Origin of the sequence: Wenxinia saemankumensis (genome assembly GCF_900141735.1) — a bacterium.
In the GTDB taxonomy this organism is placed as follows: domain Bacteria; phylum Pseudomonadota; class Alphaproteobacteria; order Rhodobacterales; family Rhodobacteraceae; genus Wenxinia; species Wenxinia saemankumensis.
On record NZ_FQYO01000005.1, the window covers coordinates 12334 to 33646 of the forward strand.

A 21313-nucleotide genomic window follows, 5' to 3' on the forward strand; every position below is an offset into this window, starting at 1 on the left:
CGCGGGGGCCGTGATCGGGCGGGGATGCGCCGCCCCGCCTGCGCGGGATCGGTGCTGCCGTTCTAGGGACGCTAGAGCCGGATGCGGAAGCGGGCGAAGCCCTCGGGCGTGGTCTCGTCGGTGGGCGAAAGCTCCACGCCGGGAACGTCGTCGACATAGGTCGCCGCCGCGGGGCCGGTGTCGAAGAGGACGGTGGTGCCGTCCATCGGGGCGAAGCTCCAGTTCGCGTCGGCCGATGGGCTGATCGTGCCCTGGTCGACGATGTAGCGCACGATCACGTCGCGGTTCGTGTCCGGCCCCTCGAAGACGATCGTGTCGCCCTGCGCGCCGGGGAAGTTGCCGCCGCCAGAGGCGCGGTAATTGTTCGTCGCGACGATGAATTCCTGCGCCGGGTCGATGGGCTGCCCCTCGTATTGCAGGTTCACGATGCGGCTCGCGCCCTCGTTGACCACGTTGCCGTCCCGGTCGAAGCGGTTCGGCTGGCTGAGGTCGATCTCGTAGGTCACCCCGTCGATCACGTCGAAATTGTAGGACGGGAAGTCGGGGTTCAGCAGGACCTGGTCCTCTTCGCCCGGGGTGATCTGGTTGAACATGCCCGCGCTGCGCTCGAGCCAGTCCTTCACCTGTGCCCCGGTGATCCGCACCGCGCGGACCGTGTTGGGATAGAGGTAGAGGTCGGCGACGTTCTTGATCGCCACCGGGCCTGCGGGCACGTCGGTGAAGTAGTCCGGGCCGCCCCGACCGCCGGCCTTGAAGGGCGCGGCGGCGGAGAGGATCGGCAGGCCCGCATGCTCGGACCCGGCGAGCTGCTGCTCGACATACCAGGTCTGGGCGTTCGAGACGATCTGGACGGAGGGGTCGTCCGCGACCAGCGCGAAGTAGGAATAGAGCGGGGCGTCCGTCTGGCCGACCTCGGCGCGGACGTAGTCGAGCGTCGCCTCGTGTTCCGCCTCGGTCGCCTCGAGCACGGGCTCGTAGCTGTCCGCCAGCGGCACGACGTTGCCGTCCGCGTCCCGCTCGGAGATCGGGCGCGCCTCGACCTCGTGGCCGGCGATCTGCCAGCGCTCCCCGTCCCATTCGAGCGCGAGGTCGACGAGGCCCATGTGGCTGCCCCAGAAGCCGGCCATCACGCCCGGCTTGCCGCCCAGCGTGCCGGCCTCGACATCCGCGCCCGGCCAGTCCGCGTAGTCGGGGCCGGGGAAGACGAGGTGGGAATGTCCGGAGAAGACCACGTCGATCCCCTCGACCCGGCCGAGCGGGATCGCCGCGTTCTCCATCATCGGCTCGTGTTCCTCGGGCCCGATGCCGGAATGGGCGAGGGCGACGATGATGTCGGCGCCTTCCTCCTTCATGCGCGGAACATAGGCCTCCGCCGTCTCGACGATGTCGCGGACCTGCACGTTGCCCTCCAGATGGGCGCGGTCCCAGGTCATGATCTGCGGCGGGGTGAAGCCGATGATGCCGATGCGGATCGGGTGGGTCTCGCCCGCGCCGTCGGTGATGTCGCGCTCGATGATCGCGTAGGGCTGGAGGAGCGTCTCGTCCTCGAGCGGGGTCGCGCCCATGGTGGTCACGACGTTGGCGAGCACGACGGGAAAGGTCGTGTCGTCCACCGACTTCATGAGGAAGTCGAGGCCGTAGTTGAATTCGTGGTTCCCGACGGTCGCCCCCTCGACGCCGAGCGCGTTGAAGGCGGCGATGACCGGGTGGACGGTCTCGTCGTCCATGCCCTTCTCGTAGGCCATGTAATCGCCCATCGGGTTGCCCTGGAGGTAATCCCCGTTGTCGAAGAGGATCGAGTTCGTCGCCTCCGAGCGGATCCCGTCGATCAGGTCGGCGGTCCGGGCGAGGCCCAGCGTGTCCGCCTCGCGGTCGGCGTAGTAGTCGTAGGGCCAGACATGGACGTGGATGTCCGTCGTCTCCATCAGCCGCAGGTGGGCCTGGCCTGCCTGGGCGCGGGCGGAGAAGGGGTGGAGGGCGACGGCGGTCGCCCCGGCCGTGCTCGCGAGGAAGGCGCGGCGCGAGATGCGGAAGGTCATAGGTCTACTCCCTGATGGATCCCGGTCTGCTGCCGGGCGAGTCATGGCGGGAGTATCGGACGGTCGTGACAGGGATGCGACCCTCTTGCGGGCTCCGCGCGGGTTTTCGCGAGGGCAGGCAGGGCGGGCTGCCCGCGAGGCGGGCAGTCGCGGGGCTGCCGGGGGCGGGGCGGGGGGCCGCCCGTGCCCGGGATCAGAGGCCGTTCGTATGGGCCGCGTAGCTGTCGAGGATCGACTGCCAGCCGCCGCGCTGCATCTCGACCGGGTTCCCGGCCTCGGGATCGAAGGTCGTCGTCACCCTGGTCCCGCCCTCCACCGGGGCGAAGGTCGTGCGCACGCGGCGGCCGTCCTCGAGCCGGTAGGCCAGGCTCTCGGCCGGCGTCACCTCCTCGTAGGTGCCGACGAAGTCGAAGCCCATCGAGCCGTCGCGCGCCTCCATCCGGCTTCTGAACTCGCCGCCGACGCGCAGGTCGTTGCTGGCGGAGGGGCAGCACCAGGACGGGTCGGCGAAGTTCCACCGTGTGATGTGGTCCGGGGCGGTGTAGCTGTCCCAGGCCTCGGCCGGGGTCTTCGAGACCATCGTCTCGATGGCGATCGGGTCGGTCATGCTCTGGTCCTCTCGGGTTGCAGATCGGCGAGCAGCGTGTCGAGCCGGTCGAGCGTCGACCCCATGCCGGCCTCGATCCCCATCCCGACGACGGTGTCGATGTCCTCGGCCGAGGCGTAGGTGGTCACCACCGTCACCGTGGCGGTATCGCCGGATCCGGTGAAGCGGTTCTCGACATGAGCGCGCGGCAGGTCCAGGTTCACGATGCCGGTCGCGTCGGTAAAGCCGTCATGGCCGGTGAAGCGGTCCGTCGGCTCCACCTCCTCGTAATCGAGACGGCTCCAGTATTCGGCGCCGCCGGGATCGAGCATGACGTAGTGCCAGTGTCCGCCCGGGCGGAACTCCATGGATTCCGTCCGGGTGGTCATGGGCGCGGGCGAGAACCAGCGGTCGAGCAGTTCGGCCCGGGTGTAGCAGTCCCAGACCATCTCCTTCGGCGCGGCGAAGTCGCGCCGGATGGTGATCGTATGCGCCGCGCGGTCCACGACAAAGTCGAAGCGGTGATCGGGCTTCATGTTCTTCTGTCCTCCTTGGTTTGCATGTCTTCCAGCAGGTCGTCGAGCCGGGCGTAGCGCCCCCTCCACAATTCGCGCTGTGCCTCGAACCAGCGCTCGGCGGCGCCGAGCGTCTCGGGCCTGAGCGAGCAGGTGCGGACGCGTCCGACCTTGATCGTCTCGATCAGCCCGGCCGCTTCCAGCGAGGCGATGTGCTTCAGGAAGGTGGGGAGCGAGATCGGGAACGGCTCGGCCAGTTCGCTGATCGTCGCGTCGCCCCGGCCGAGCCGCTGCACGACCGCGCGTCGGGTCGGATCGGCGAGGGACCGGAAGACGGGGTCGAGATCGGTGTAACTGTTTTCCATACGGCTAAGTATGAGCGGATCGAAAGGTTAGATCAAGGGGAAAGTTTTCACTGCGGGAGTTCCGGGCGGGCAGGGGCTGTCCCTCGGCGCGGCGTGGCGCCCTTTTCGGGGTAGATGTCTGCACCGAGCGAGCCGAGCACAGGGCTAGCCGAGCACAGGGCGCCGTCCGGCGTCGGAAGCGGGGGCGGTCCCACGGGGGAAGCGGCAGCGCTCCGTCGCTATCGCGCGGGGCGGGATGCACGAACAGCGGGGTGAGGAACCGGCCGGGGCGGCGCAAAGGACCGCGTAGCGGGCCGGGGCGGGCCGCAGGCGCCTCCGCGTCCGTCCGCGGCCGCGGGGCGTCGACCCCGGAACGCGAAAGGGCCGCCCCTCGCGGGGCGGCCCTTCCGTAGCGGCGCCGGACGATCCGGACTCAGTCGCGGTTCTCGTCGTCCCGCGAGCGACCGCCACCGACGGCATCGAGGATGTCGTCGACGGAGGTGCCTTCGTCCTGACCGGCCGAGCCGATGTCGTCGAACAGGTTCTGGATCTCGTATTCGGCGGCGGCCTCCTCTTCGGCGGCGGCCTCCTGGATCGACTTGCCGGACGCCTGGAGCTCGGCCTCCTCCTCGGAGCGGGCCACGTTCACGGTGATCTGCACGTCGACTTCGGGGTGCAGGTTCACGGTGACCTTGTGCAGGCCGAGCTCCTTGATCGGGCCGGTGAGCACGATCTGGCGCTTGTCGATGGTCGTGCCCTTGCCGCCGGCGGCCTCGGCCACGTCGCGGGGGGTCACGGAGCCGTAGAGCGCGCCACCGTCGGAGGCCTGGCGGATGATGACGTAGGTCTCACCGTCGAGGCGGGTGGCGAGGCTCTCGGCCTCCTTCTTGGTCTCGAGGTTCTGGGCCTCGAGATGGGCCTTCTGGTCCTCGAACCGGGCCTTGTTGGCCTCGTTCGCGCGCAGGGCCTTGCCCTGGGGCAGAAGGAAGTTGCGGGCGTAGCCCTCCTTCACGGAGACGATCTCGCCCATCTGGCCGAGCTTGGCGACGCGTTCCAGCAGGATGACGTCCATGGGGTGTCCCTCCTTACTTCACGGCGTAGGGCAGAAGGGCCAGGAACCGGGCGCGCTTGATCGCCTGGGCGAGCTTGCGCTGGTTCTTGGCGCCGACGGCGGTGATCCGGGAGGGGACGATCTTGCCCCGCTCGGAGATGTAGCGCTGCAGCAGACGCGTGTCCTTGTAGTCGATCTTGGGCGCGTCGGGGCCCTCGAACGGATCGGTCTTGCGGCGGCGGAAAAACGGTTTGGCGGCCATGTGTCGATCTCCTTACCGGCGGTCGCGGCGCGAATCGCGCTCGTCGCGCTTCTGCATCTGGACGGAGGGACCCTCTTCGTGGGCCTCCACCTTGATCGTCATGACGCGCATGACGTCGTCGTGCAGGCGCATCAGGCGCTCCATCTCCTGCACGGCCGGCGCGGGGGCGTCGGTGCGCAGGAAGGCGTAGTGCCCCTTGCGGTTCTTGTTGATCTTGTAGGCCATCGTCTTGACGCCCCAGTATTCCTTGTCGAGGACCTTGCCCTCGTTGTCGGAAAGGACCTGGGTGAAATGGTCGATCAGCGTTTCGGCCTGCGCGTTGGACAGGTCCTGACGCGCGATGAAGACATGCTCGTACAGCGGCATGCATTCTCCTGTTGTCGCGGCGCATTTCATAGGACGGGGCCGAGGCTCTTCCGCCCCCCGCCCACGAGAGACTGCGCGGTTCATCGGTGAGGTCCGCGGAAGAAGTCCCGCCCTTACGCCGGGCGGGGCCGCGGCGCAAGGGGCGCGGGGGCCGGGCGGGGCGGCGCCGCGGGCGAGCCCGGCGGGCCGGCGTCACCGCATTTCCCGTGCCCCGCCCAGATGCCGCCCCAATCTGCGCGCCAGATGCGGGGGCGGATCCCGATGGGCGGAGGCCGCGAGACGGACGAGGACCCGACCCATGAGCACCGCCGCAGACGCCGCCGCCGGCCCCCGCGCTTCCTTCGGAACGCCCGGCGGGGACGGACGGGCGGAGGGCGCGGACGCGCCCGGCCCCTCGCGGCGGTTCGAGGTGGTCGAGACCTACTGGGGCTACATCCTGCGCTCGACCGAGCCGGCCCCGGCCTATGTCGTCGTGGGTCAGGCCGTGGCGGCGCTGCTCGGCTGCGTGCTTGCCGGGGCGGCGATCGCGCTCTGGCTGTTCGGCAGCGGCGCGGGAGATGGCGGGATCCTCGCGATAAAGCTGTGCGCGACGGTGCTGATGGCCGCCCTGGCGGGGCTGCTTCTGTGGTTCGCGACCCGGGGCGACCGGATCGAGTTCCAGTTCGACACCTCGCTGGGCGAGCTGCGCGAGGTCGTGCGCAACCGCGCCGGGCGGCCGACGCTGAGCGCCCGCTACGGCTTCGACGGGCTGGGACGGGCGACCTTCGAGCCCTGCCGGGGGCGGGGCGATCTCGGTTGGCTGATGCTGCACGATCTCGACGGGACGCAATCGCTGACCGTCGTGCGCGCCGAGCGGGCGGCGATCGCGCCGCTGGTCGGGCGACTCTCGCGGGACCTGGCCGCCGGGTCGCGCCGCGCCGCGCAGTTCGATGCCGTGCAGCCGCTCGTCGAGCGCCGGCGCAGGCCGCGGCCCGCCTGACCCCGCCGCGGACCCCCGGCGGTTGTCGCCCGCCGTCCCGGCCGCTAGATCACCCCCCAACCAGCGAGGGGGACCCGTCATGCGCGCATTCGTCTTTCCGGGGCAGGGGGCCCAGGCCGTCGGCATGGGGCGCGCCCTGGCCGAGGCCTACCCGCAGGCCCGCGCCGTCTTCGACGAGGTCGACGCGGCCTTGGGCGAGGCGCTCTCGACCCTGGTCTGGGAGGGCGACGCCGAGACGCTGACCCTGACGCGCAACGCCCAGCCCGCGCTGATGGCGACCTCGATCGCCGCGCTGCGCGCACTGGAGGCCGAAGGAGTGGAGATGGCGAGCGCAGCCTTCGTCGCGGGCCATTCGCTCGGCGAGTATTCCGCGCTCTGCGCCGCCGGCAGCCTGTCGCTATCCGACACGGCGCGGCTGCTGCGGATCCGCGGCGACGCGATGCAGAAGGCGGTGCCCCCGGGCGAGGGCGCGATGGCGGCGCTGCTCGGCCTCGATTTCGAGACCGCGTCCGGGATCGCCCTCGCCGCGTCGGAGGGCGAGGTCTGTCAGGCCGCGAACGACAACGACCCGGCGCAGGTGGTCGTCTCGGGCCACAAGGCCGCGGTCGAGCGCGCCGTGGAGGCGGCGAAGGCGCAGGGCGCGAAGCGGGCGGTCATGCTGCCGGTCTCGGCCCCGTTCCACTGCGCGCTCATGCAGCCCGCGGCCGAGGCGATGCGCGCGGCCCTGGCGGAGGTGACGCTCGCCCCGCCGGCCGTGCCGGTCGTCGCCAATGTCCGTGCCGAGGCGGTCACCGACCCCGAGGAGATCCGCGGCCTGCTGGTCGATCAGGTCACCGGCGCCGTCCGCTGGCGCGAGAGCGTCTCGTGGATGGCCGCGCAGGGCGTGACCGAGTTCTGGGAGATGGGCGCCGGAAAGGCGCTGTCCGGCATGATCCGCCGGATCGCGAAGGAGGCGTCCGTCCGGCAGGTCGGCACGCCGGACGAGGTCAAGGACGCCGCCGGCGCGGCGTGACGGGGAGGAACGGAACCATGTTCGATCTGACGGGAAGAAACGCGCTGATCACCGGTGCGAGCGGCGGCATCGGCGGCGCGATCGCGACCGCCCTGCACGGGGCGGGGGCGAGCGTCGCCCTGTCCGGCACCCGCGAGGCCCCGCTGCAGGAGCTGGCCGGCACGCTGGGCGATCGGGCGCATGTCCTGCCCTGCGACCTGTCCGACGCGGCGGCGGTCGAGAGCCTGCCCAAGCGCGCGGCCGAGGCGATGGGCGGGGTCGACATCCTGGTGAACAATGCCGGGATCACCCGCGACAACCTCTTCATGAGGATGAACGACGAGGACTGGGCGCAGGTCCTGGAGGTGAACCTCACCTCCACGATGCGGCTGTGCAAGGGCGTGATCCGCGGCATGATGAAGGCCCGCTGGGGGCGGATCGTCAACATCTCGTCCATCGTCGGCGCGACCGGCAATCCGGGGCAGGCGAACTACGCGGCCGCCAAGGCCGGCATGGTGGGGATGTCCAAATCGCTCGCCTACGAGGTCGCGAGCCGCGGGATCACCGTGAACTGCGTCGCGCCCGGCTTCATCGCCACGGCCATGACGGACAAGCTGACTGACGAGCAGAAGTCCGGCATCCTGGCGCAGATCCCCGCCGGGCGGATGGGCGCGGCGGACGAGATCGCGGCCGCCGCGCTCTACCTCGCCAGCCCGGAGGCAGCCTATGTCACGGGCGCGACGCTGCACGTGAACGGCGGGATGGCGATGCTCTGACCGCCGCGGGCGCGTGGCAGAGGGGGGCATGCGCCGCGCCGGTGAAAGCGTTTGCCTGTCCCCCGATCTCTGCTATGTCCGGGGATGATTTTCGCCCGTTTCCGCTACCGGAGCGGGTGGACAAGGCCCCGGCAATCGGGCAACGAGCCGCCCCATCAAGGGCAAGCAAACGGCCGCGGGCCGGACAGAACGTGAGGAAGTGACATGAGCGACGACGTCGAAAGCCGCGTGCGCAAGATCGTGGTTGAGCACCTGGGCGTCGAAGAGGACAAGGTGACCGAGAACGCGTCGTTCATCGACGACCTCGGCGCCGACAGCCTCGACACCGTCGAGCTGGTGATGGCCTTCGAAGAGGAATTCGGGATCGAGATCCCCGACGACGCGGCCGAGAACATCCAGACCTTCGGCGACGCCGTGAAGTACATCAAGGACGCGACCTGAGCCCTTCCGGGCCTCGCCTCCTGCGACGCGACGGACGGGCGGCCCCTCGGGGCCGCCCGTTCTCGTTCCGGGCCCCGGTCCGGGCCGCCGGGCGGGGGGCCGCTCCAGGAGTGGAGGGGCCCGGTGCGGCCCCCGGCGGGCGGCGCGACGGCGGCGGCGGAGCGCCGCCCTCCGCGTCCCGCGGCGTCCGGCCGGGCGGTGCGGCGGGTGCGGCGCGACCGGGATGACGGCACCCCTCGGCGGGGGCCTGCCGGGCGGGAGGGCCCTTAGGCTTGCCCCTGAAGGGCGGGCGCGTGTAGGACGGGCCCGCACTGGAACAAGCGTTTGGGGGGCGTCATGCGCCGAGTCGTTGTCACCGGACTGGGCCTCGTCACGCCGCTGGCCGACGGGGTCGAGGAAAGCTGGAGCCGGATCCTGGCCGGACAATCCGGCGCCGGTCCCATCACGCAGTTCGACACGTCGCGCGTGACAACGACCTATGCCTGCGAGGTGCCCCGCGGCGACGGGACGGACGGCACGTTCGACGCCGCCCGCTACCTGGAGCCGAAGGAACAGCGCAAGATCGACGACTTCATCCTCTACGGCATCGCCGCCGCGCAGCAGGCGGTCGAGGACAGCGGCTGGGCGCCCGAGGACGAGGAGAGCCTGACCCGGACCGGCGTGCTGATCGGGTCGGGGATCGGCGGCCTGAAGTCGATCGAGGAGACGGTGCTGACGATGCACGAGAAGGGGCCGCGCCGCGTCTCGCCCTTCTTCATCCCCGGCGCCCTCATCAACCTGATCTCGGGCCAGGTCTCGATCCGCTACGGCTTCAAGGGGCCGAACCACGCGGTCGTCACCGCCTGTTCGACCGGGGCGCATGCCATCGGCGACGCGACCCAGATCATCCGGCGCGGCGCGGCGGACGTCATGGTCGCGGGCGGGGCCGAAGCCGCGATCTGCGAGATCGGCATCGCCGGCTTCAACGCCTGCAAGGCGCTCTCGACCAAGCGCGCGGACGACCCGACCAGGGCGTCGCGCCCCTACGACACCGACCGCGACGGGTTCGTCATGGGCGAGGGCGCGGGGATCGTCGTGCTGGAGGAGTACGAGCACGCCGTGGCCCGGGGCGCCAAGATCTACGCCGAGGTGCTGGGCTACGGCATGTCGGGCGACGCCTACCACATCACCGCCCCGTCCGAGGACGGCGACGGCGGCTACCGCTCGATGCAGGCCGCGCTGGCGGATGCCGGGCTGGAGCCGTCGGCGATCGACTACATCAACGCGCACGGCACCTCGACGATGGCCGACGTGATCGAGCTGAAGGCCGTCGAGCGGCTGATGGGCGAGGCGGCGGGCAACGTCACCATGTCCTCGACCAAGTCGATGACCGGGCACCTGCTGGGCGCGGCGGGCGCGATCGAGGCGATCTTCTCGATCCTCGCGATCCGCGATCAGGTCGCGCCGCCGACGATCAACCTCGACGATCCGGCGGCCGAAAGCCCGGTCGACCTCGCCCCGAACGCGAAGGTCGAGCGCAGGATCGACCATGCGCTGTCCAATTCCTTCGGCTTCGGGGGCACCAACGCCTCGGTCATCTTCGGCAGGGCGCCGTGATGTGGCGGAACATCGCCTCGAACGCGCTGACCTTCTTCGTCGTCGCGCTGTTCCTCGTCGGCGGGATCATCGCCTGGGGAACGACGCAGTACCGCGCGCCGGGGCCGCTGTCGCAGGCGATCTGCGTCACCGTCGCCCCGGGCTCGAACATGGGCCGGGTGACCGAAGAGCTCGAAGCGCAGGGGGCGGTGACCTCGGGCACCATCTTCCGCATCGGCAGTGACTATGCCGGCCGCTCCTCCGAGCTGAAGGCCGGCAGCTACCTGATCCCCGAACAGGCGCCGATGGAGGAGATCGTCGACATCGTGACCCGCGGCGGCCAGTCGACCTGCGGGACCGAGGTGGTCTACCGGATCGGCGTGAACAGCGCCTCGACCCAGGTGCGTGAGCTCGACCCCGCGACGGGCCGCTTCGCCGAGGTGGCGGAGTTCGATCCCGCCACGGAAGAGGCGCCGGCCGAATACACCGAGGTGCGGCAGGCCGCTGATACCCGCTACCGCATCGCGCTGGCCGAGGGGGTCACCTCCTGGCAGGTCGTGCAGGCGCTGAACGCGCTCGACGTGCTCGACGGCGAGGTGAGCGAGATCCCGGCCGAGGGCTACCTCTCGCCCGACAGCTACGAGGTGGTGCCGGGCGACGACGTCGCGGGCGTGATCGCCGAGATGGAGCGGCGACAGGCCGCGATCCTCGCCGCCGCCTGGGCGGAGCGCGAGGAGGGCCTGCCCTACGAGACGCCGGAGGAAGCGCTGATCATGGCCTCCATCGTCGAGAAGGAGACCGGTATCGCCGAGGAACGGCCGCAGGTGGCGAGCGTCTTCGTCAACCGGCTGCGGCAGGGCATGCGCCTGCAGACCGATCCCACCGTGATCTACGGGGTGACCAACGGGCAGGGCGTGCTGGGCCGGGGCCTCAGGGCGTCCGAGCTGCGCGAGGCGACGCCCTACAACACCTACGTGATCGAGGGGCTGCCGCCCACGCCGATCGCCAATCCCGGCCGGCTCGCCATCGAGGCGACGCTGCATCCGGCCGAGACGGACTACATCTTCTTCGTCGCGGACGGGACCGGCGGGCACGCCTTCGCCACCAATCTCGACGATCACAACCGCAACGTCGCCGCCTGGCGCGCCATCGAGGCCGAGCAGGCCGCGGTGGCGGCCGAGGACGGCTGAGGCCCCCGGGGCGGCCGGTCCGGCTGCCGCGGGGCCCGTTCAACGGCGGCGCGCCGTCCCCCCGCGCCCTCCGACATCGGCAGCCGGGCGGAACCGACGGCCCCGATTCCCCCAGCACCGCGCGATGCCTTCCGCAGGCCTTGAGGGCGATGCGCGATCCTCTGGCGATCTTCATTAGATCACCGGAGATGTCCCATGACCGATCACAGGACGGACCCGCCGCCGGTCCCCCCGGGCCTTGCGGACCTGCTGGACGAGTCGCTCGCCCTGCTGCGCAGCGTGCGCAAGTCGGTGCGCCGTGTCCTCGACGCCGTCGAGGACGAGACCGGGGAGTTCACGATCCGCGACCTCGTCCAGAAGGCCGGCGAGCTGGAGCAGAGCCTGCGGATGGCCCTGCAGATCGAGATCAGGTTCAACGAATGGAGGGAACGCCATGACGGAACCTACCTCGCCCCCGACGAGATCGACTTCGACGCCGTCCGCGCCGATCTCGGCTGCCGGATCGCGCGGCTGCGGCAATGCTGCCAGGATCGCCGAGGACCTGAAGGACCTGAGTGAGACCGAGCTGCGTGCGCTGCCCTGGCTCTTCGACGCCTGGGCGCTGCCGCATCAGCGGCCGCCCGGCGGCGCCTGGCGGACCTGGCTGATCCTGGGCGGACGCGGGGCCGGCAAGACGCGGGCGGGGGCCGAATGGGTGCGCGCCCGCGTCGAGGGCGCGCGGGCGCGCAGTCCGGGCCGGTCCCGCCGCATCGCGCTGGTGGGCGAGACCTACGACCAGGCCCGGGAGGTCATGGTGTTCGGCGAAAGCGGGCTTCTGGCCACCAGCCCGCCCGACCGGCGTCCCGAATGGCGGGCGACCCGGCGGATGCTGGAATGGCCGAACGGTGCTCAGGCGACGCTGCACTCGGCCAGCGAGCCCGAAAGCCTGCGCGGCCCGCAATTCGACGCGGCCTGGGTCGACGAACTGGCGAAGTGGAAGAAGGGCGAGGACGCCTGGCGGATGCTCGCGCTGGCGCTGCGCCTCGGAGAGGATCCGCGGGTCTGCGCCACCACCACGCCGCGCAGCGGCCCGTTGCTGCGGCAGATCATGGACCTGCCCTCGACCGTCGTCACCCATGCCGTGTCCGAGGCGAACGCCGCCAACCTCGCCCCCGGGTTCCTGCGCGAGATGCGGGCGATGCTGGGGGCCGGGGCGCTGGCGAGCCAGGAACTCGACGGCGTCTACATCGAGACGCCGCCCGGCGCGCTCTGGTCGCACGACCTGATCGCGCGGGCGCGGGGGCCCCGACCGGACGGCATCGACCGGATCGTGGTCGCGGTCGATCCGCCGGCCAGCGGGCACAGCCGATCCGACGCCTGCGGCATCGTGGTGGCGGGCGCGGTCGCCGGGGCCTCGCGCACGGAATGGCGGGCCTGCGTGCTCGAGGACGCGACGGTCGAGGCGGCAAGCCCCCATGTCTGGGCCCGGGCCGCGGTCGAGGCCTATCATCGTCACGGCGCCGACCGGCTGGTGGCCGAGGTCAACATGGGCGGCGCGATGGTCGCGGCGGTGGTGCGGCAGGTCGACCCGCTGGTGAACTACCGCGCCGTCCATGCCACGAAGTCCAAGGGCGTCCGTGCCGAACCGGTCGCCGCGCTCTACGAGCAGGGGCGGATCGTCCATGCCGGCGCGTTCCCCGCACTGGAGGCCGAGATGCTGCTGATGACGGCGCGCGGCTATGACGGGCCGGGCTCGCCCGACCGGGTCGACGCGCTGGTCTGGGCGCTCTCGGACCTGCAGGCGGCGTCCGGCGGGGCCGGGCCGAGGATGCGGCCGATCCAGCGATAGGACAACCGAGACGGCGATTCCGGGGGGCCGGCGCGGGGGACGCGCCGGCCCTTTCTCGTGGGCGCCGTCCTCCCGGGGGCGTTGCGCCGACGGCCGGGGCACCGCGCGGCGCGCTCGCCCCGTCTTCACCCGGTCCTGCGATTGTCGGTCCCGACGCAAGCGATCCCGGGGAGCGCCAGCATGTTCGACTTTCTAAAGCGGGGCAATGCCGACGCACCTGGACCGGGGGCGGTGCCCGAGACCAAGGCCTCGGCCGCGCGGCGGGCGATGGCGCTGGGCCCTGCCGGCCGCGTGGCGTGGAGCCCGCGCGACACCGGCTCGCTCACCCGGGCGGGTTTCCTCGGCAACCCGGTCGGGTTCCGCGCGGTGAAGATCGTGGCCGAGGCGGCGGCCGCGATCCCGCTCGTCCTGCAGGACGCGGCGCGGCGCTACGCCGCGCATCCCGCGCTCGCCCTGATCGAGCGGCCGAACCAGGCCCAGGGCCGGGCGGAGCTGTTCGAGGCGCTCTACGGGCAGATCCTGCTGACAGGGAACGGCTACGTGGAGGCGGTCGGTACGGGCGGTCTGCCGCAGGAGCTGCATGTCCTGCGCTCCGACCGGATGAGCGTCGTGCCGGGCGCGGATGGCTGGCCCATCGGCTACGACTACGCGGCCGGGGGGCGCCGCCACCGCTTTGCCGTGACCGCCGACGCGGCGAGCCCGGTCTGCCACATCCGCAGCTTTCACCCCCAGGACGACCACTACGGGCTCTCGCCCCTGCAGGCCGCGGCGGGCGCGGTCGATGTCCACAACGCCGCCTCGGCCTGGTCGAAGGCGCTGCTCGACAATGCCGCGCGGCCTTCGGGCGCGATCGTCTATTCCGGGCCGGACGGCGCGGCGGGGATGACCGCCGACCAGTACGACCGGCTCGTCGCCGAGATGGAGACGATGCATCAGGGCGCCCGCAACGCGGGCCGGCCGATGCTGCTGGAGGGGGGGCTCGACTGGAAGCCGATGGGCTTCTCCCCCTCCGACATGGAGTTCCAGAAGACGAAGGAGGCCGCCGCGCGCGAGATCGCGACCGCCTTCGGCGTGCCGCCGATGATGCTGGGGATCCCGGGGGACGCGACCTACGCCAATTACCAGGAGGCGAACCGCGCCTTCTACCGGCTGACCGTCTTGCCGCTGGTGACGCGGGTCGCCGCCGCCATCGCCGATTTCCTGTCCGACCATTCGGGCGAGCGGTTCGAGCTGCGCCCCGATCTCGACCAGATCGCGGCGCTCGCGCCCGAACGCGACGCGCTCTGGGCCCGGGTCGGGGCGGCCGGCTTCCTGTCGGAGGCGGAGAAGCGGCGGCTGCTGGGCCTGCCCGCCAACTCGGCCGCCGGGGCCGGATCCGGGGCACGAGACGAGGACGCGGCCGATGGCTGAGCCCGAGGAACGCTTTCTCTGCGCGCCGGGGCTGAACCTCGAGGCGCATCGCCGGCTGACCGAGCTGCAGTTCGAGCAGGTCGCCGCCGCGATGCTGCGTCTCGAGGCCGCGATGGAGCGGCTGGAGAAGCGCCTGTGGCTGACCGTCTTCGCCGTCGTCGGGGTGATCCTCGGCGATGCCGTCCTGCCGCTGTTGTCCGCCGGAACGTGAGGGGAATGCCCGTGGAACTGGAGACCAAGACCTTGCCGGCCGCGCTGGCGCTGGAGCCGGACGACCGGATCGCCGGCTACGCCTCGCTCTTCGGCCTGCGCGACCAGGGCGGCGACAGCGTGGAGCCCGGGGCCTATGCCCGCTCGCTGGCGCGGCTGCGCGAGCGTGGCGGCCGGGTCCGCATGCTCTGGCAGCACGATCCCGCGCAGCCGGTCGGGATCTGGGACGTGGTGCGCGAGGACGGACGCGGCCTGTGGGTCGAGGGGCGGCTGCTGCCCGACGTGGCCCGGGCGCGCGAGGCCCGGGCCCTGATCGCCGCCGGCGCGCTGGACGGGCTGTCCATCGGATACCGCGCGCTGAAGGCGGCGCGGGGGCCGGACGGCACGCGCCGGCTGACCGAGATCGAGCTCTGGGAAGTGTCGCTCGTGACCTTCCCGATGCAGGCCGAGGCGCGGCTCAGCGCCAAGGCCGCCCCGTCCCCCGCCGAGATGACGCGCCTCGCGCGCCAGTTCGACGCCGCCCGGCGACTGATCGCCGGACCGGCCCTTCTGTCGAAAGGAGAGAGCGAATGACCACCAAGCAGGCCGCGACCGGCCAGGGGGAGAGCCTCTCCCCGGCCGAGGACCTCACCCGGTCCGTCACCGACTTCCTCGGCGAGTTCAGGAATTTCGCCGCCGAGGTGAGGACGACACTTCAACAGCAGGACACCCGCATGACCCAGATCGACCGCAAGACGCTGCGCCTGTCGCGCCCCGCCCTCGCCGGGGGCGATACCACCGGCGCCGCCCCGCACCAGAAGGCGTTCGGCGGCTATCTCCGCTCGGGCGACGACGACGCGCTGCGCGGGCTGGAGCTCGAGGGCAAGGCGATGTCGACCGCCGTGGCGGCCGATGGCGGCTACCTCGTCGATCCCGAGACCTCGGCCTCGATCCAGGCGGTGCTGAACGCGACTGCCTCGATCCGGGCCATCGCCAATGTCGTGCAGACCGAGAGCACCTCCTACGACGTGCTCGTCGACCATGCCGAGAGCGGCGCGGGCTGGGCGACCGAAACCGGCGCGGTGGCCGAGACCGGCACGCCCCAGCTCGACCGGATCACCATCCGCCTGCACGAGCTGTCCGCCCTGCCGCGCGTCAGCCAGCGCCTGCTGGACGACAGCGCCTTCGACCTCGAAAGCTGGCTGGCCGAGCGCATCGCCGACACGTTCGCGCGCTCCGAGGCCGCGGCCTTCGTCGCGGGCGACGGCGTGGACAAGCCGACCGGCTTCCTCGCCGTGCCGGCCGTGGCGCAGGCGTCGTGGAGCTGGGGCAATCTCGGCTACGTCGCCACCGGCGCCGCCGGCGAGTTCGACGAGACCGCCCCGGCCGATGCGCTGATCGACCTCGTCTACACCTTGGGCGCGGCCTATCGCGCGGGCGCCAGCTTCGTGATGAACTCGCGCACCGCCGGGACGGTCCGCAAGCTCAAGGACGGGGACGGGCGGTTCCTCTGGTCCGACGGCCTCGCCGCGGGCGAGCCTGCGCGCCTGCTGGGCTACCCGGTGCTCATCGCCGAGGACATGCCCGACATCTCCGCCGGGGCCGACGCCATCGCCTTCGGCAATTTCCGCAAGGGCTACACGATCGCCGAACGGCCGGACCTGCGGGTCCTGCGCGACCCCTTCTCGGCCAAGCCGAACGTGCTGTTCTACGCGACCAAGCGCGTGGGCGGGGGCGTCAGCGACTACGCCGCGATCAAGCTGCTGCGCTTCGCCGCGAGCTGACGGGACCGGCGGGGCCGGCGCATCGGCGCCGGTCCCGACCCCCGGGGACCGGGCCGCAAGGGCGGAGAGGCTGATGAACCTGACCGAGACGACATCCATACCGGAGGCGAGCCTGCCCGTCGCCGCCTTCCGCGAGCACCTGCGCCTCGGCAGCGGCTTCGCCGAGGACGGGCTGCAGGACGGGCTGCTGGCCGGCTTCCTGCGCGCGGCGATGGCCGCCATCGAGGGACGGACCGGCAAGGTCCTGCTCGAGCGGGAATACGAGTTGCGGGTGACGGCCTGGCGCGCCGGGGATCGCGTCGCCCTGCCGCTGGCGCCGGTCGCCGCCGTGGGCGCGCTGATCGTCGAGGATGCGACGGGCGCCGAGACGGTCGTCCCCGGGGCCAGGTGGCGCCTGCTGCCCGATGCACATGAACCGGTGATCGAGGGGCGGGGCGGCCCGCTTCCCGCGATCCCCCCGGGCGGCGCGGTGCGGATCGAGGTGCTGGCCGGGTTCGGGCCCGACTGGTCCGACATCCCCGCCGATCTCGCGCAGGCGGTGCTGCTGCTGGCGGCGCATTACTACGAGTACCGCGAGGATACGGGCCTGGTCTCCGGCTGCATGCCCTTCGGCGTCGCGGCCCTGATCGAGCGCTACCGCGTCCTGCGCCTGTGGGGGCGCACGGCATGAGCGGCGCGTTCCGGCCGAACCGGCGGCTCGTGCTCGAGGCGCCCCTGCGGGGCGCCGACGGCGCCGGCGGTCATGCGGGCGGGTGGCGGGCGCTCGGCACGCTCTGGGGCGCGATCGATGCGCGCGCGGGCCGCGAGACCGGCGGCGGGGGCGGGCCGCTCTCGGTGGTGACGCTGCGGATCACCGTGCGCGCCGCGCCCTGGGGGTCCGCCATGCGGCCCCGGCCCGAGCAGCGCCTGCGCGAGGGCGCCCGCATCTTCACCATCCTGGCCGTGCGCGAGGAGGATCCGCGCGGCCGCCTGCTGGTCTGCGAAGCGCGCGAGGAGGTCTCGTCATGAGCTATGCCGGTGCCCTGGACCTGCAGGCGGCGCTCTACCAGCGGCTCGCGGGCGATGCCGCCCTGACCCAGCTGGTCGGCGCGGCGATCTTCGACGCGCCTCCCTCCGGGCCCCTGCCGGCGCTGCATGTCCTGATCGGGGAGGAGCGGGTGGCCGATCTCTCGGACGCGACCCATGCGGGCGGCCGGCACGACGTGACCGTCTCGGTCCTGTCAGGGAGCGAGGGCTTCGCCGCGGCGAAGCAGGCGGCGGCCGCCGTGTCGGAGGCGCTGTCGGGCGCCCCCCTCGATCTGGCCGCGGGCCGGCTCGTCGGTCTGCGGTTCCGCCGCGCCACCGCGCGGCGCACGGGCGGCGGCGCCGGTCGCCGCATCGACCTCACCTTTCGCGCGCTGATCGAAGCGTAGCCCCGTTTCACCAGAGGAGGACGCCATGGCGGCCCAGAACGGCAAGGATCTGCTGATCAAGATCGACATGACGGGCGACGGCCTGTTCGAGACCGTGGCGGGGCTGCGCGCCACGCGGGTCTCGTTCAACGCCGAGACCGTCGACGTGACCTCGCTCGAGAGCCAGGGCGGCTGGCGCGAGCTTCTCGGCGGGGCCGGCGTGCGCTCGGCCGCGATCTCGGGCTCGGGCGTGTTCCGGGATGCGACCACGGACGAGCGGGCGCGGCAGATCTTCTTCGACGGCGAGACGCCCGCCTTCCAGGTCGTGATCCCGTCCTTCGGGGTGGTCGAGGGGCCGTTCCAGATCACCGCGATCGACTATGCCGGCAGCCATGACGGCGAGGCGACCTACGAGATGTCGCTCGCCTCGGCCGGGGCGCTGACCTTCGTCGCGGACGCGGCCTGATGGGGGCCAATCCCCAAGCCGGCGAGGTGGCGCTGTCGCTGGGCGGGCGGTCGCATGTCTGCAAGCTGACGCTCGGCACGCTGGCCGAGCTCGAGGCCGAGCTGGGCGAGGACAGCCTCGTCGCGCTGGTCGAGCGGTTCGAGACCGGGCGCTTTCGCGCCGCCGACGTGATCGCTGTGCTGGAAGCGGGGCTGCGCGGCGGCGGCTGGCGGGGCACCCGCGCCGATCTCGTCGCCGGGGATCCGGCCGGCGGTCCGGTCGGCGCGGCGCGGGCGGCCGCGGCGCTGATCGCCCGCGCCTTCGCGGTGCCGGAATGAGCGGGGACCCGGCGACCGGGGCGGCCCCCCCTGGCGCCCGCCCGGCGGGCCCCGGCCTCGACTGGGCCGGGATGCTGCGCGCGGGCCTGACCCATCTGCGCCTGACGCCGGCGCAGTTCTGGGCCCTGACCCCGGCCGAGCTGTCGCTGATGCTCGGCCTCGGCGCCGCCGCCCGCCCGATGGCGCGGGACCGGCTGGACGAACTGATGCGGCGATTCCCCGACGGAACGAGAGGAGGGCAGGATGGCTGATCCCGAGGAGTACGGAGACGCGCTGGCGCGGCTCGACGATGCGATGGGCGACGCGGGCACGGTCACGCGCGTCTTCGCGTCCGAGCTGGTCTCGATGCGGTCCACGCTGGGCGCGACGATCCGCGACCTGGGAGAGCTGGATCGCGGGTTCTCCAGCGGGCTGCGGCGCGCCTTCGACGGGGTGATCCTGGACGGACGCTCGCTGTCGGACGCGCTGCGGGGCCTCGCCGCGTCGATGGCCGACACCGTCTATTCCGCCGCGCTGCGGCCGGTGACGACCCATGTCGGCGGGATCATGGCGGCCGGGCTGAACAATGTCGTGGCGGGCCTCATGCCCCATGCGGACGGCGCGCCCTTCAGCCAGGGGCGCGTCATGCCCTTCGCCCGGGGCGGGGTTCTGTCGGGGCCGGTCGCCTTTCCGATGCGGGGCGGGACCGGCCTGATGGGCGAGGCGGGGCCCGAGGCGATCATGCCGCTGGCGCGGGGACCGGACGGGCGGCTCGGCGTGCAGGCCGCGGCCGGACGGTCGGTCCACGTCACCATGAACATCGCCACGCCCGACGTCGCGGGCTTCCAGCGCAGCCAGAGCCAGATCGCCGCCCGGATGGGCCGGCTGATGGCGCATGGCGCGCGCAACCGCTGAGAGGGGGCGCGACATGGCCTTTCACGACATCCGCTTTCCCGCCAATCTCAGCTTCGGCTCGGTCGGCGGGCCGGAGCGGCGGACGGAGATCGTGACCCTCGCCAACGGCTACGAGGAGCGCAACTCGCCCTGGGCGCAGTCGCGGCGGCGCTACGATGCCGGGCTCGGCCTGCGCAGCCTCGACGATGTCGAGACGCTGATCGCCTTCTTCGAGGCGCGGGCCGGTCAGCTGCACGGTTTCCGGTGGAAGGACTGGGCGGACCATTCCTCGGCCCGGCCCACCGCCAGGGTGACGCCCTTCGACCAGGTGATCGGCACCGGCGACGAGGTCACCGCGACCTGGCAGCTGGTCAAGCGCTACGGCTCGGGCGGGATCGAGCATGTCCGCCCGATCCTGAAGCCGGTCGCCGGGACCGTGGTCGTCGCGGTCGAGGGCGACCAGCTGCAGGAGGCGGTGGACTGGACGCTCGACGTGGATACCGGCCGCGTGACCTTCCTCGAGGTGCCGGCGCAGGGCGCGACCATCACCGCGGGGTTCGAGTTCGACGTGCCGGTGCGGTTCGACACCGACCGGATCGCGGTCTCGGTCGCGTCGTTCCGCGCGGGCGACGTGCCGTCCGTCCCGATCGTGGAGGTGCGGCTGTGACCTTTCTCGACCATCTCGCCACCGGATCGACCACCGTCTGCCGCTGCTGGCGGGTGACGCGGCGCGACGGCCTGCGCCGCGGCTTCACCGACCACGACGGGCCGCTCTCCTTCGACGGGACCGACTTCGCCCCGGGCAGCGGCCTTGCCGCGCGGGCGATCCAGCAGGGAACGGGCCTCGCGGTCGACAATACAGAGGCGCTGGGCGTGCTCGATTCGGACGGGATCGAGGCCGAGCATATCGAGCAGGGCCGCTACGACGGGGCCGGGGTCGAGGCCTGGCTGGTGAACTGGGCCGACCCGTCCCAGCGGATGCTCCGCTTCGCCGGGACCATCGGCCAGATCACCCGCCACGGCGACGCCTTCGCCGCCGAGCTGCGGGGCCTGGCGGAGCCGCTGAACGTGGCGCACGGCCGGGCCTACCAGCCCCAGTGCCAGGCGGTTCTGGGGGACGGCGCCTGCCGGGTCGACTTGACCGAATACGCCGAAACCCGTGCCATCGGGTCGGTCGAGGGCAGCGTCGATTTCATCTTTCCGATCTTCGACGAATATTCCGACCGGTGGTTCGAGCGCGGTCTGCTTCGGGTGGAGGACGGACCGGGCGCGGGGCTGACCGGCGTGGTCAGGACCGACCGGCTCCTTCCCGATGGCAGCCGGCGGCTCGCACTCTGGGCGCCGATCCGGGCCGGTCTGGTCCCGGGCCAGACGGTCACGCTGACGCCCGGCTGCGACAAGCGGCTCGCCACCTGCCGCGACAGCTTCGACAACGTCGTCAATTTCCGCGGCTTCCCGCACATCCCGGGCGAGGACTGGCTGCTGAACCCGGGGCCGGAGGCGGAGGCGTGAGCGAGATCGTCGCCCTGGCCCGGGGCTGGATCGGCACGCCCTACCTGCACCAGGGCAGCCTCCGTGGCACGGGCTGCGACTGCCTCGGCCTGATCCGCGGTCTCTGGCGCGAGATTCACGGCACGGAGCCGGCCTTCCCGCCGCCCTACACGACCGACTGGTCCGAGCCGCAGGGGGAGGAGCGGCTCTGGGCTGCCGCGGCGCGGCATCTCGTCCCCGTCGCCGACGCCGCGCCCGGCGACGTGCTGCTGTTCCGCATGCGCGCGGGCGCCGTGGCGAAACATCTCGGCCTGCTCTCCGCCCCGGACAGGTTCATCCACGCCTACGAGAGGCACGGCGTGGTCGAGAGCCCGCTCTCGGCCCCCTGGGCGCGCCGGATCGTGGCGCGCTTCGCCTTTCCCCGTCCCGTTCCCCGCATCCCGGAGTAG

The 21313-nt window shown here is 72.1% G+C and carries 29 protein-coding genes; 22 read left to right on the forward strand and 7 right to left on the reverse strand.

Annotated features, from left to right (window positions below; translation table 11 throughout):
• Nucleotides 1-71: 71 nt before the first annotated feature.
• The 7 genes from BUE30_RS13655 to rpsF form a co-directional block, all read right to left on the reverse strand.
• Nucleotides 72-2039, reverse strand: a complete 1968-nt coding sequence (locus BUE30_RS13655) for a bifunctional 2',3'-cyclic-nucleotide 2'-phosphodiesterase/3'-nucleotidase (protein WP_073332026.1) — start codon at nt 2037-2039, stop codon at nt 72-74.
• A gap of 193 nt (nt 2040-2232) precedes the next feature.
• Entirely contained in the window at nt 2233-2646 is a 414-nt protein-coding gene (locus BUE30_RS13660) for an SRPBCC family protein (RefSeq protein ID WP_073332031.1), read from the reverse strand.
• Nucleotides 2643-3161 carry an SRPBCC domain-containing protein gene (locus BUE30_RS13665; protein WP_073332035.1) on the reverse strand — a complete coding sequence of 173 codons (519 nt, stop codon included), beginning with the start codon at nt 3159-3161 and terminating at the stop codon, nt 2643-2645. Before BUE30_RS13665 ends, BUE30_RS13660 begins: the two co-directional genes overlap by 4 nt.
• Entirely contained in the window at nt 3158-3505 is a 348-nt protein-coding gene (locus tag BUE30_RS13670; protein ID WP_073332039.1) for an ArsR/SmtB family transcription factor, read from the reverse strand. The genes BUE30_RS13665 and BUE30_RS13670 overlap by 4 nt, the downstream gene beginning before the upstream one ends.
• Before the next feature lie 412 nt (nt 3506-3917).
• Nucleotides 3918-4556, reverse strand: a complete 639-nt coding sequence (rplI, locus tag BUE30_RS13675; protein ID WP_073332044.1) for a 50S ribosomal protein L9 — start codon at nt 4554-4556, stop codon at nt 3918-3920.
• A 13-nt stretch (nt 4557-4569) separates the two neighbouring features.
• On the reverse strand, nt 4570-4797 hold the full coding sequence (gene rpsR, locus BUE30_RS13680; RefSeq protein ID WP_073332047.1) for a 30S ribosomal protein S18: 228 nt from the start codon (nt 4795-4797) through the stop codon (nt 4570-4572).
• A gap of 12 nt (nt 4798-4809) precedes the next feature.
• Entirely contained in the window at nt 4810-5163 is a 354-nt protein-coding gene (gene rpsF, locus BUE30_RS13685) for a 30S ribosomal protein S6 (protein ID WP_073332052.1), read from the reverse strand.
• Nucleotides 5164-5461: 298 nt separating this feature from the next.
• On the opposite strand from rpsF, the gene BUE30_RS13690 reads away from it, so the two are divergent.
• The 22 genes from BUE30_RS13690 (at nt 5462) to BUE30_RS13795 (ending at nt 21313) form a co-directional block, all read left to right on the forward strand.
• Nucleotides 5462-6142, forward strand: coding sequence for a hypothetical protein (locus tag BUE30_RS13690; protein WP_073332057.1), 681 nt, complete (start codon nt 5462-5464; stop codon nt 6140-6142).
• A 79-nt stretch (nt 6143-6221) separates the two neighbouring features.
• A complete protein-coding gene (gene fabD, locus BUE30_RS13695) occupies nt 6222-7154 on the forward strand; it encodes an ACP S-malonyltransferase (protein ID WP_073332061.1) in 933 nt (310 codons plus the stop codon).
• Nucleotides 7155-7171: 17 nt separating this feature from the next.
• Nucleotides 7172-7909 (forward strand): 3-oxoacyl-[acyl-carrier-protein] reductase, encoded by a 738-nt coding sequence (gene fabG / locus BUE30_RS13700; protein ID WP_073332064.1) that lies wholly within the window; start codon nt 7172-7174, stop codon nt 7907-7909.
• Between the two features lie 204 nt (nt 7910-8113).
• Nucleotides 8114-8350, forward strand: coding sequence for an acyl carrier protein (locus BUE30_RS13705; RefSeq protein WP_073332068.1), 237 nt, complete (start codon nt 8114-8116; stop codon nt 8348-8350).
• Between the two features lie 336 nt (nt 8351-8686).
• Nucleotides 8687-9946: a beta-ketoacyl-ACP synthase II gene (gene fabF, locus BUE30_RS13710; protein WP_073332071.1), complete on the forward strand. Its 1260-nt coding sequence runs from the start codon at nt 8687-8689 to the stop codon at nt 9944-9946.
• Nucleotides 9946-11115: an endolytic transglycosylase MltG gene (gene mltG / locus BUE30_RS13715; RefSeq protein ID WP_073332075.1), complete on the forward strand. Its 1170-nt coding sequence runs from the start codon at nt 9946-9948 to the stop codon at nt 11113-11115. Before fabF ends, mltG begins: the two co-directional genes overlap by 1 nt.
• 195 nt (nt 11116-11310) lie before the next feature.
• Nucleotides 11311-11673, forward strand: coding sequence for a hypothetical protein (locus BUE30_RS18065; RefSeq protein WP_073332077.1), 363 nt, complete (start codon nt 11311-11313; stop codon nt 11671-11673).
• Nucleotides 11645-12943 carry a DNA-packaging protein gene (locus BUE30_RS13725; RefSeq protein WP_073332958.1) on the forward strand — a complete coding sequence of 433 codons (1299 nt, stop codon included), beginning with the start codon at nt 11645-11647 and terminating at the stop codon, nt 12941-12943. Before BUE30_RS18065 ends, BUE30_RS13725 begins: the two co-directional genes overlap by 29 nt.
• A 180-nt stretch (nt 12944-13123) precedes the next feature.
• Nucleotides 13124-14353, forward strand: coding sequence for a phage portal protein (locus tag BUE30_RS13730; protein ID WP_073332081.1), 1230 nt, complete (start codon nt 13124-13126; stop codon nt 14351-14353).
• Nucleotides 14346-14564, forward strand: a complete 219-nt coding sequence (locus BUE30_RS13735; RefSeq protein WP_073332083.1) for a GTA head formation protein, RCAP_rcc01685 family — start codon at nt 14346-14348, stop codon at nt 14562-14564. The genes BUE30_RS13730 and BUE30_RS13735 overlap by 8 nt, the downstream gene beginning before the upstream one ends.
• A gap of 5 nt (nt 14565-14569) precedes the next feature.
• On the forward strand, nt 14570-15136 hold the full coding sequence (locus tag BUE30_RS13740; RefSeq protein WP_073332087.1) for an HK97 family phage prohead protease: 567 nt from the start codon (nt 14570-14572) through the stop codon (nt 15134-15136).
• A complete protein-coding gene (locus BUE30_RS13745) occupies nt 15133-16326 on the forward strand; it encodes a phage major capsid protein (protein WP_073332090.1) in 1194 nt (397 codons plus the stop codon). The genes BUE30_RS13740 and BUE30_RS13745 overlap by 4 nt, the downstream gene beginning before the upstream one ends.
• Before the next feature lie 73 nt (nt 16327-16399).
• Nucleotides 16400-16996 carry a head-tail connector protein gene (locus BUE30_RS13750; protein ID WP_073332093.1) on the forward strand — a complete coding sequence of 199 codons (597 nt, stop codon included), beginning with the start codon at nt 16400-16402 and terminating at the stop codon, nt 16994-16996.
• Nucleotides 16993-17334 carry a head-tail adaptor protein gene (locus BUE30_RS13755; RefSeq protein WP_073332961.1) on the forward strand — a complete coding sequence of 114 codons (342 nt, stop codon included), beginning with the start codon at nt 16993-16995 and terminating at the stop codon, nt 17332-17334. Before BUE30_RS13750 ends, BUE30_RS13755 begins: the two co-directional genes overlap by 4 nt.
• Nucleotides 17331-17738, forward strand: a complete 408-nt coding sequence (locus BUE30_RS13760) for a DUF3168 domain-containing protein (protein WP_073332096.1) — start codon at nt 17331-17333, stop codon at nt 17736-17738. Before BUE30_RS13755 ends, BUE30_RS13760 begins: the two co-directional genes overlap by 4 nt.
• A gap of 25 nt (nt 17739-17763) precedes the next feature.
• Nucleotides 17764-18183, forward strand: a complete 420-nt coding sequence (locus BUE30_RS13765) for a phage major tail protein, TP901-1 family (protein WP_073332099.1) — start codon at nt 17764-17766, stop codon at nt 18181-18183.
• On the forward strand, nt 18183-18500 hold the full coding sequence (locus tag BUE30_RS13770) for a gene transfer agent family protein (protein ID WP_073332101.1): 318 nt from the start codon (nt 18183-18185) through the stop codon (nt 18498-18500). The genes BUE30_RS13765 and BUE30_RS13770 overlap by 1 nt, the downstream gene beginning before the upstream one ends.
• Complete coding sequence (locus BUE30_RS13775) at nt 18497-18751, forward strand: rcc01693 family protein (RefSeq protein ID WP_073332104.1); 255 nt, start codon at nt 18497-18499, stop codon at nt 18749-18751. Before BUE30_RS13770 ends, BUE30_RS13775 begins: the two co-directional genes overlap by 4 nt.
• The gene (locus BUE30_RS13780) at nt 18744-19394 is read left to right on the forward strand and encodes a phage tail tape measure protein (RefSeq protein ID WP_073332107.1); all 651 of its coding nucleotides are present in this window, start codon (nt 18744-18746) and stop codon (nt 19392-19394) included. Before BUE30_RS13775 ends, BUE30_RS13780 begins: the two co-directional genes overlap by 8 nt.
• 13 nt (nt 19395-19407) lie before the next feature.
• Nucleotides 19408-20040 (forward strand): DUF2460 domain-containing protein, encoded by a 633-nt coding sequence (locus BUE30_RS13785; protein ID WP_073332109.1) that lies wholly within the window; start codon nt 19408-19410, stop codon nt 20038-20040.
• Nucleotides 20037-20885 carry a DUF2163 domain-containing protein gene (locus tag BUE30_RS13790; RefSeq protein WP_073332112.1) on the forward strand — a complete coding sequence of 283 codons (849 nt, stop codon included), beginning with the start codon at nt 20037-20039 and terminating at the stop codon, nt 20883-20885. Before BUE30_RS13785 ends, BUE30_RS13790 begins: the two co-directional genes overlap by 4 nt.
• Nucleotides 20882-21313, forward strand: coding sequence for an NlpC/P60 family protein (locus BUE30_RS13795; RefSeq protein WP_073332116.1), 432 nt, complete (start codon nt 20882-20884; stop codon nt 21311-21313). The genes BUE30_RS13790 and BUE30_RS13795 overlap by 4 nt, the downstream gene beginning before the upstream one ends.

Bases quoted from the DNA above. Each gene is read 5' to 3' on its own strand.
- BUE30_RS13745 (WP_073332090.1), top strand. From the start codon at position 15,133: ATGACCACCAAGCAGGCCGCGACCGGCCAGGGGGAGAGCCTCTCCCCG.
- BUE30_RS13770 (WP_073332101.1), top strand. From the start codon at position 18,183: ATGGGGGCCAATCCCCAAGCCGGCGAGGTGGCGCTGTCGCTGGGCGGG.
- rplI (WP_073332044.1), bottom strand. From the start codon at position 4,556: ATGGACGTCATCCTGCTGGAACGCGTCGCCAAGCTCGGCCAGATGGGC.
- BUE30_RS13760 (WP_073332096.1), top strand. From the start codon at position 17,331: ATGAGCTATGCCGGTGCCCTGGACCTGCAGGCGGCGCTCTACCAGCGG.
- fabF (WP_073332071.1), top strand. From the start codon at position 8,687: ATGCGCCGAGTCGTTGTCACCGGACTGGGCCTCGTCACGCCGCTGGCC.
- fabG (WP_073332064.1), top strand. From the start codon at position 7,172: ATGTTCGATCTGACGGGAAGAAACGCGCTGATCACCGGTGCGAGCGGC.
- BUE30_RS13765 (WP_073332099.1), top strand. From the start codon at position 17,764: ATGGCGGCCCAGAACGGCAAGGATCTGCTGATCAAGATCGACATGACG.
- rpsR (WP_073332047.1), bottom strand. From the start codon at position 4,797: ATGGCCGCCAAACCGTTTTTCCGCCGCCGCAAGACCGATCCGTTCGAG.
- BUE30_RS13750 (WP_073332093.1), top strand. From the start codon at position 16,400: ATGAACCTGACCGAGACGACATCCATACCGGAGGCGAGCCTGCCCGTC.
- BUE30_RS13665 (WP_073332035.1), bottom strand. From the start codon at position 3,161: ATGAAGCCCGATCACCGCTTCGACTTTGTCGTGGACCGCGCGGCGCAT.
- rpsF (WP_073332052.1), bottom strand. From the start codon at position 5,163: ATGCCGCTGTACGAGCATGTCTTCATCGCGCGTCAGGACCTGTCCAAC.
- BUE30_RS13670 (WP_073332039.1), bottom strand. From the start codon at position 3,505: ATGGAAAACAGTTACACCGATCTCGACCCCGTCTTCCGGTCCCTCGCC.
- BUE30_RS13660 (WP_073332031.1), bottom strand. From the start codon at position 2,646: ATGACCGACCCGATCGCCATCGAGACGATGGTCTCGAAGACCCCGGCC.
- BUE30_RS13775 (WP_073332104.1), top strand. From the start codon at position 18,497: ATGAGCGGGGACCCGGCGACCGGGGCGGCCCCCCCTGGCGCCCGCCCG.
- BUE30_RS13740 (WP_073332087.1), top strand. From the start codon at position 14,570: ATGCCCGTGGAACTGGAGACCAAGACCTTGCCGGCCGCGCTGGCGCTG.
- fabD (WP_073332061.1), top strand. From the start codon at position 6,222: ATGCGCGCATTCGTCTTTCCGGGGCAGGGGGCCCAGGCCGTCGGCATG.
- BUE30_RS13755 (WP_073332961.1), top strand. From the start codon at position 16,993: ATGAGCGGCGCGTTCCGGCCGAACCGGCGGCTCGTGCTCGAGGCGCCC.
- mltG (WP_073332075.1), top strand. From the start codon at position 9,946: ATGTGGCGGAACATCGCCTCGAACGCGCTGACCTTCTTCGTCGTCGCG.
- BUE30_RS13735 (WP_073332083.1), top strand. From the start codon at position 14,346: ATGGCTGAGCCCGAGGAACGCTTTCTCTGCGCGCCGGGGCTGAACCTC.
- BUE30_RS13785 (WP_073332109.1), top strand. From the start codon at position 19,408: ATGGCCTTTCACGACATCCGCTTTCCCGCCAATCTCAGCTTCGGCTCG.
- BUE30_RS13655 (WP_073332026.1), bottom strand. From the start codon at position 2,039: ATGACCTTCCGCATCTCGCGCCGCGCCTTCCTCGCGAGCACGGCCGGG.
- BUE30_RS13705 (WP_073332068.1), top strand. From the start codon at position 8,114: ATGAGCGACGACGTCGAAAGCCGCGTGCGCAAGATCGTGGTTGAGCAC.
- BUE30_RS13690 (WP_073332057.1), top strand. From the start codon at position 5,462: ATGAGCACCGCCGCAGACGCCGCCGCCGGCCCCCGCGCTTCCTTCGGA.
- BUE30_RS13730 (WP_073332081.1), top strand. From the start codon at position 13,124: ATGTTCGACTTTCTAAAGCGGGGCAATGCCGACGCACCTGGACCGGGG.
- BUE30_RS13780 (WP_073332107.1), top strand. From the start codon at position 18,744: ATGGCTGATCCCGAGGAGTACGGAGACGCGCTGGCGCGGCTCGACGAT.
- BUE30_RS18065 (WP_073332077.1), top strand. From the start codon at position 11,311: ATGACCGATCACAGGACGGACCCGCCGCCGGTCCCCCCGGGCCTTGCG.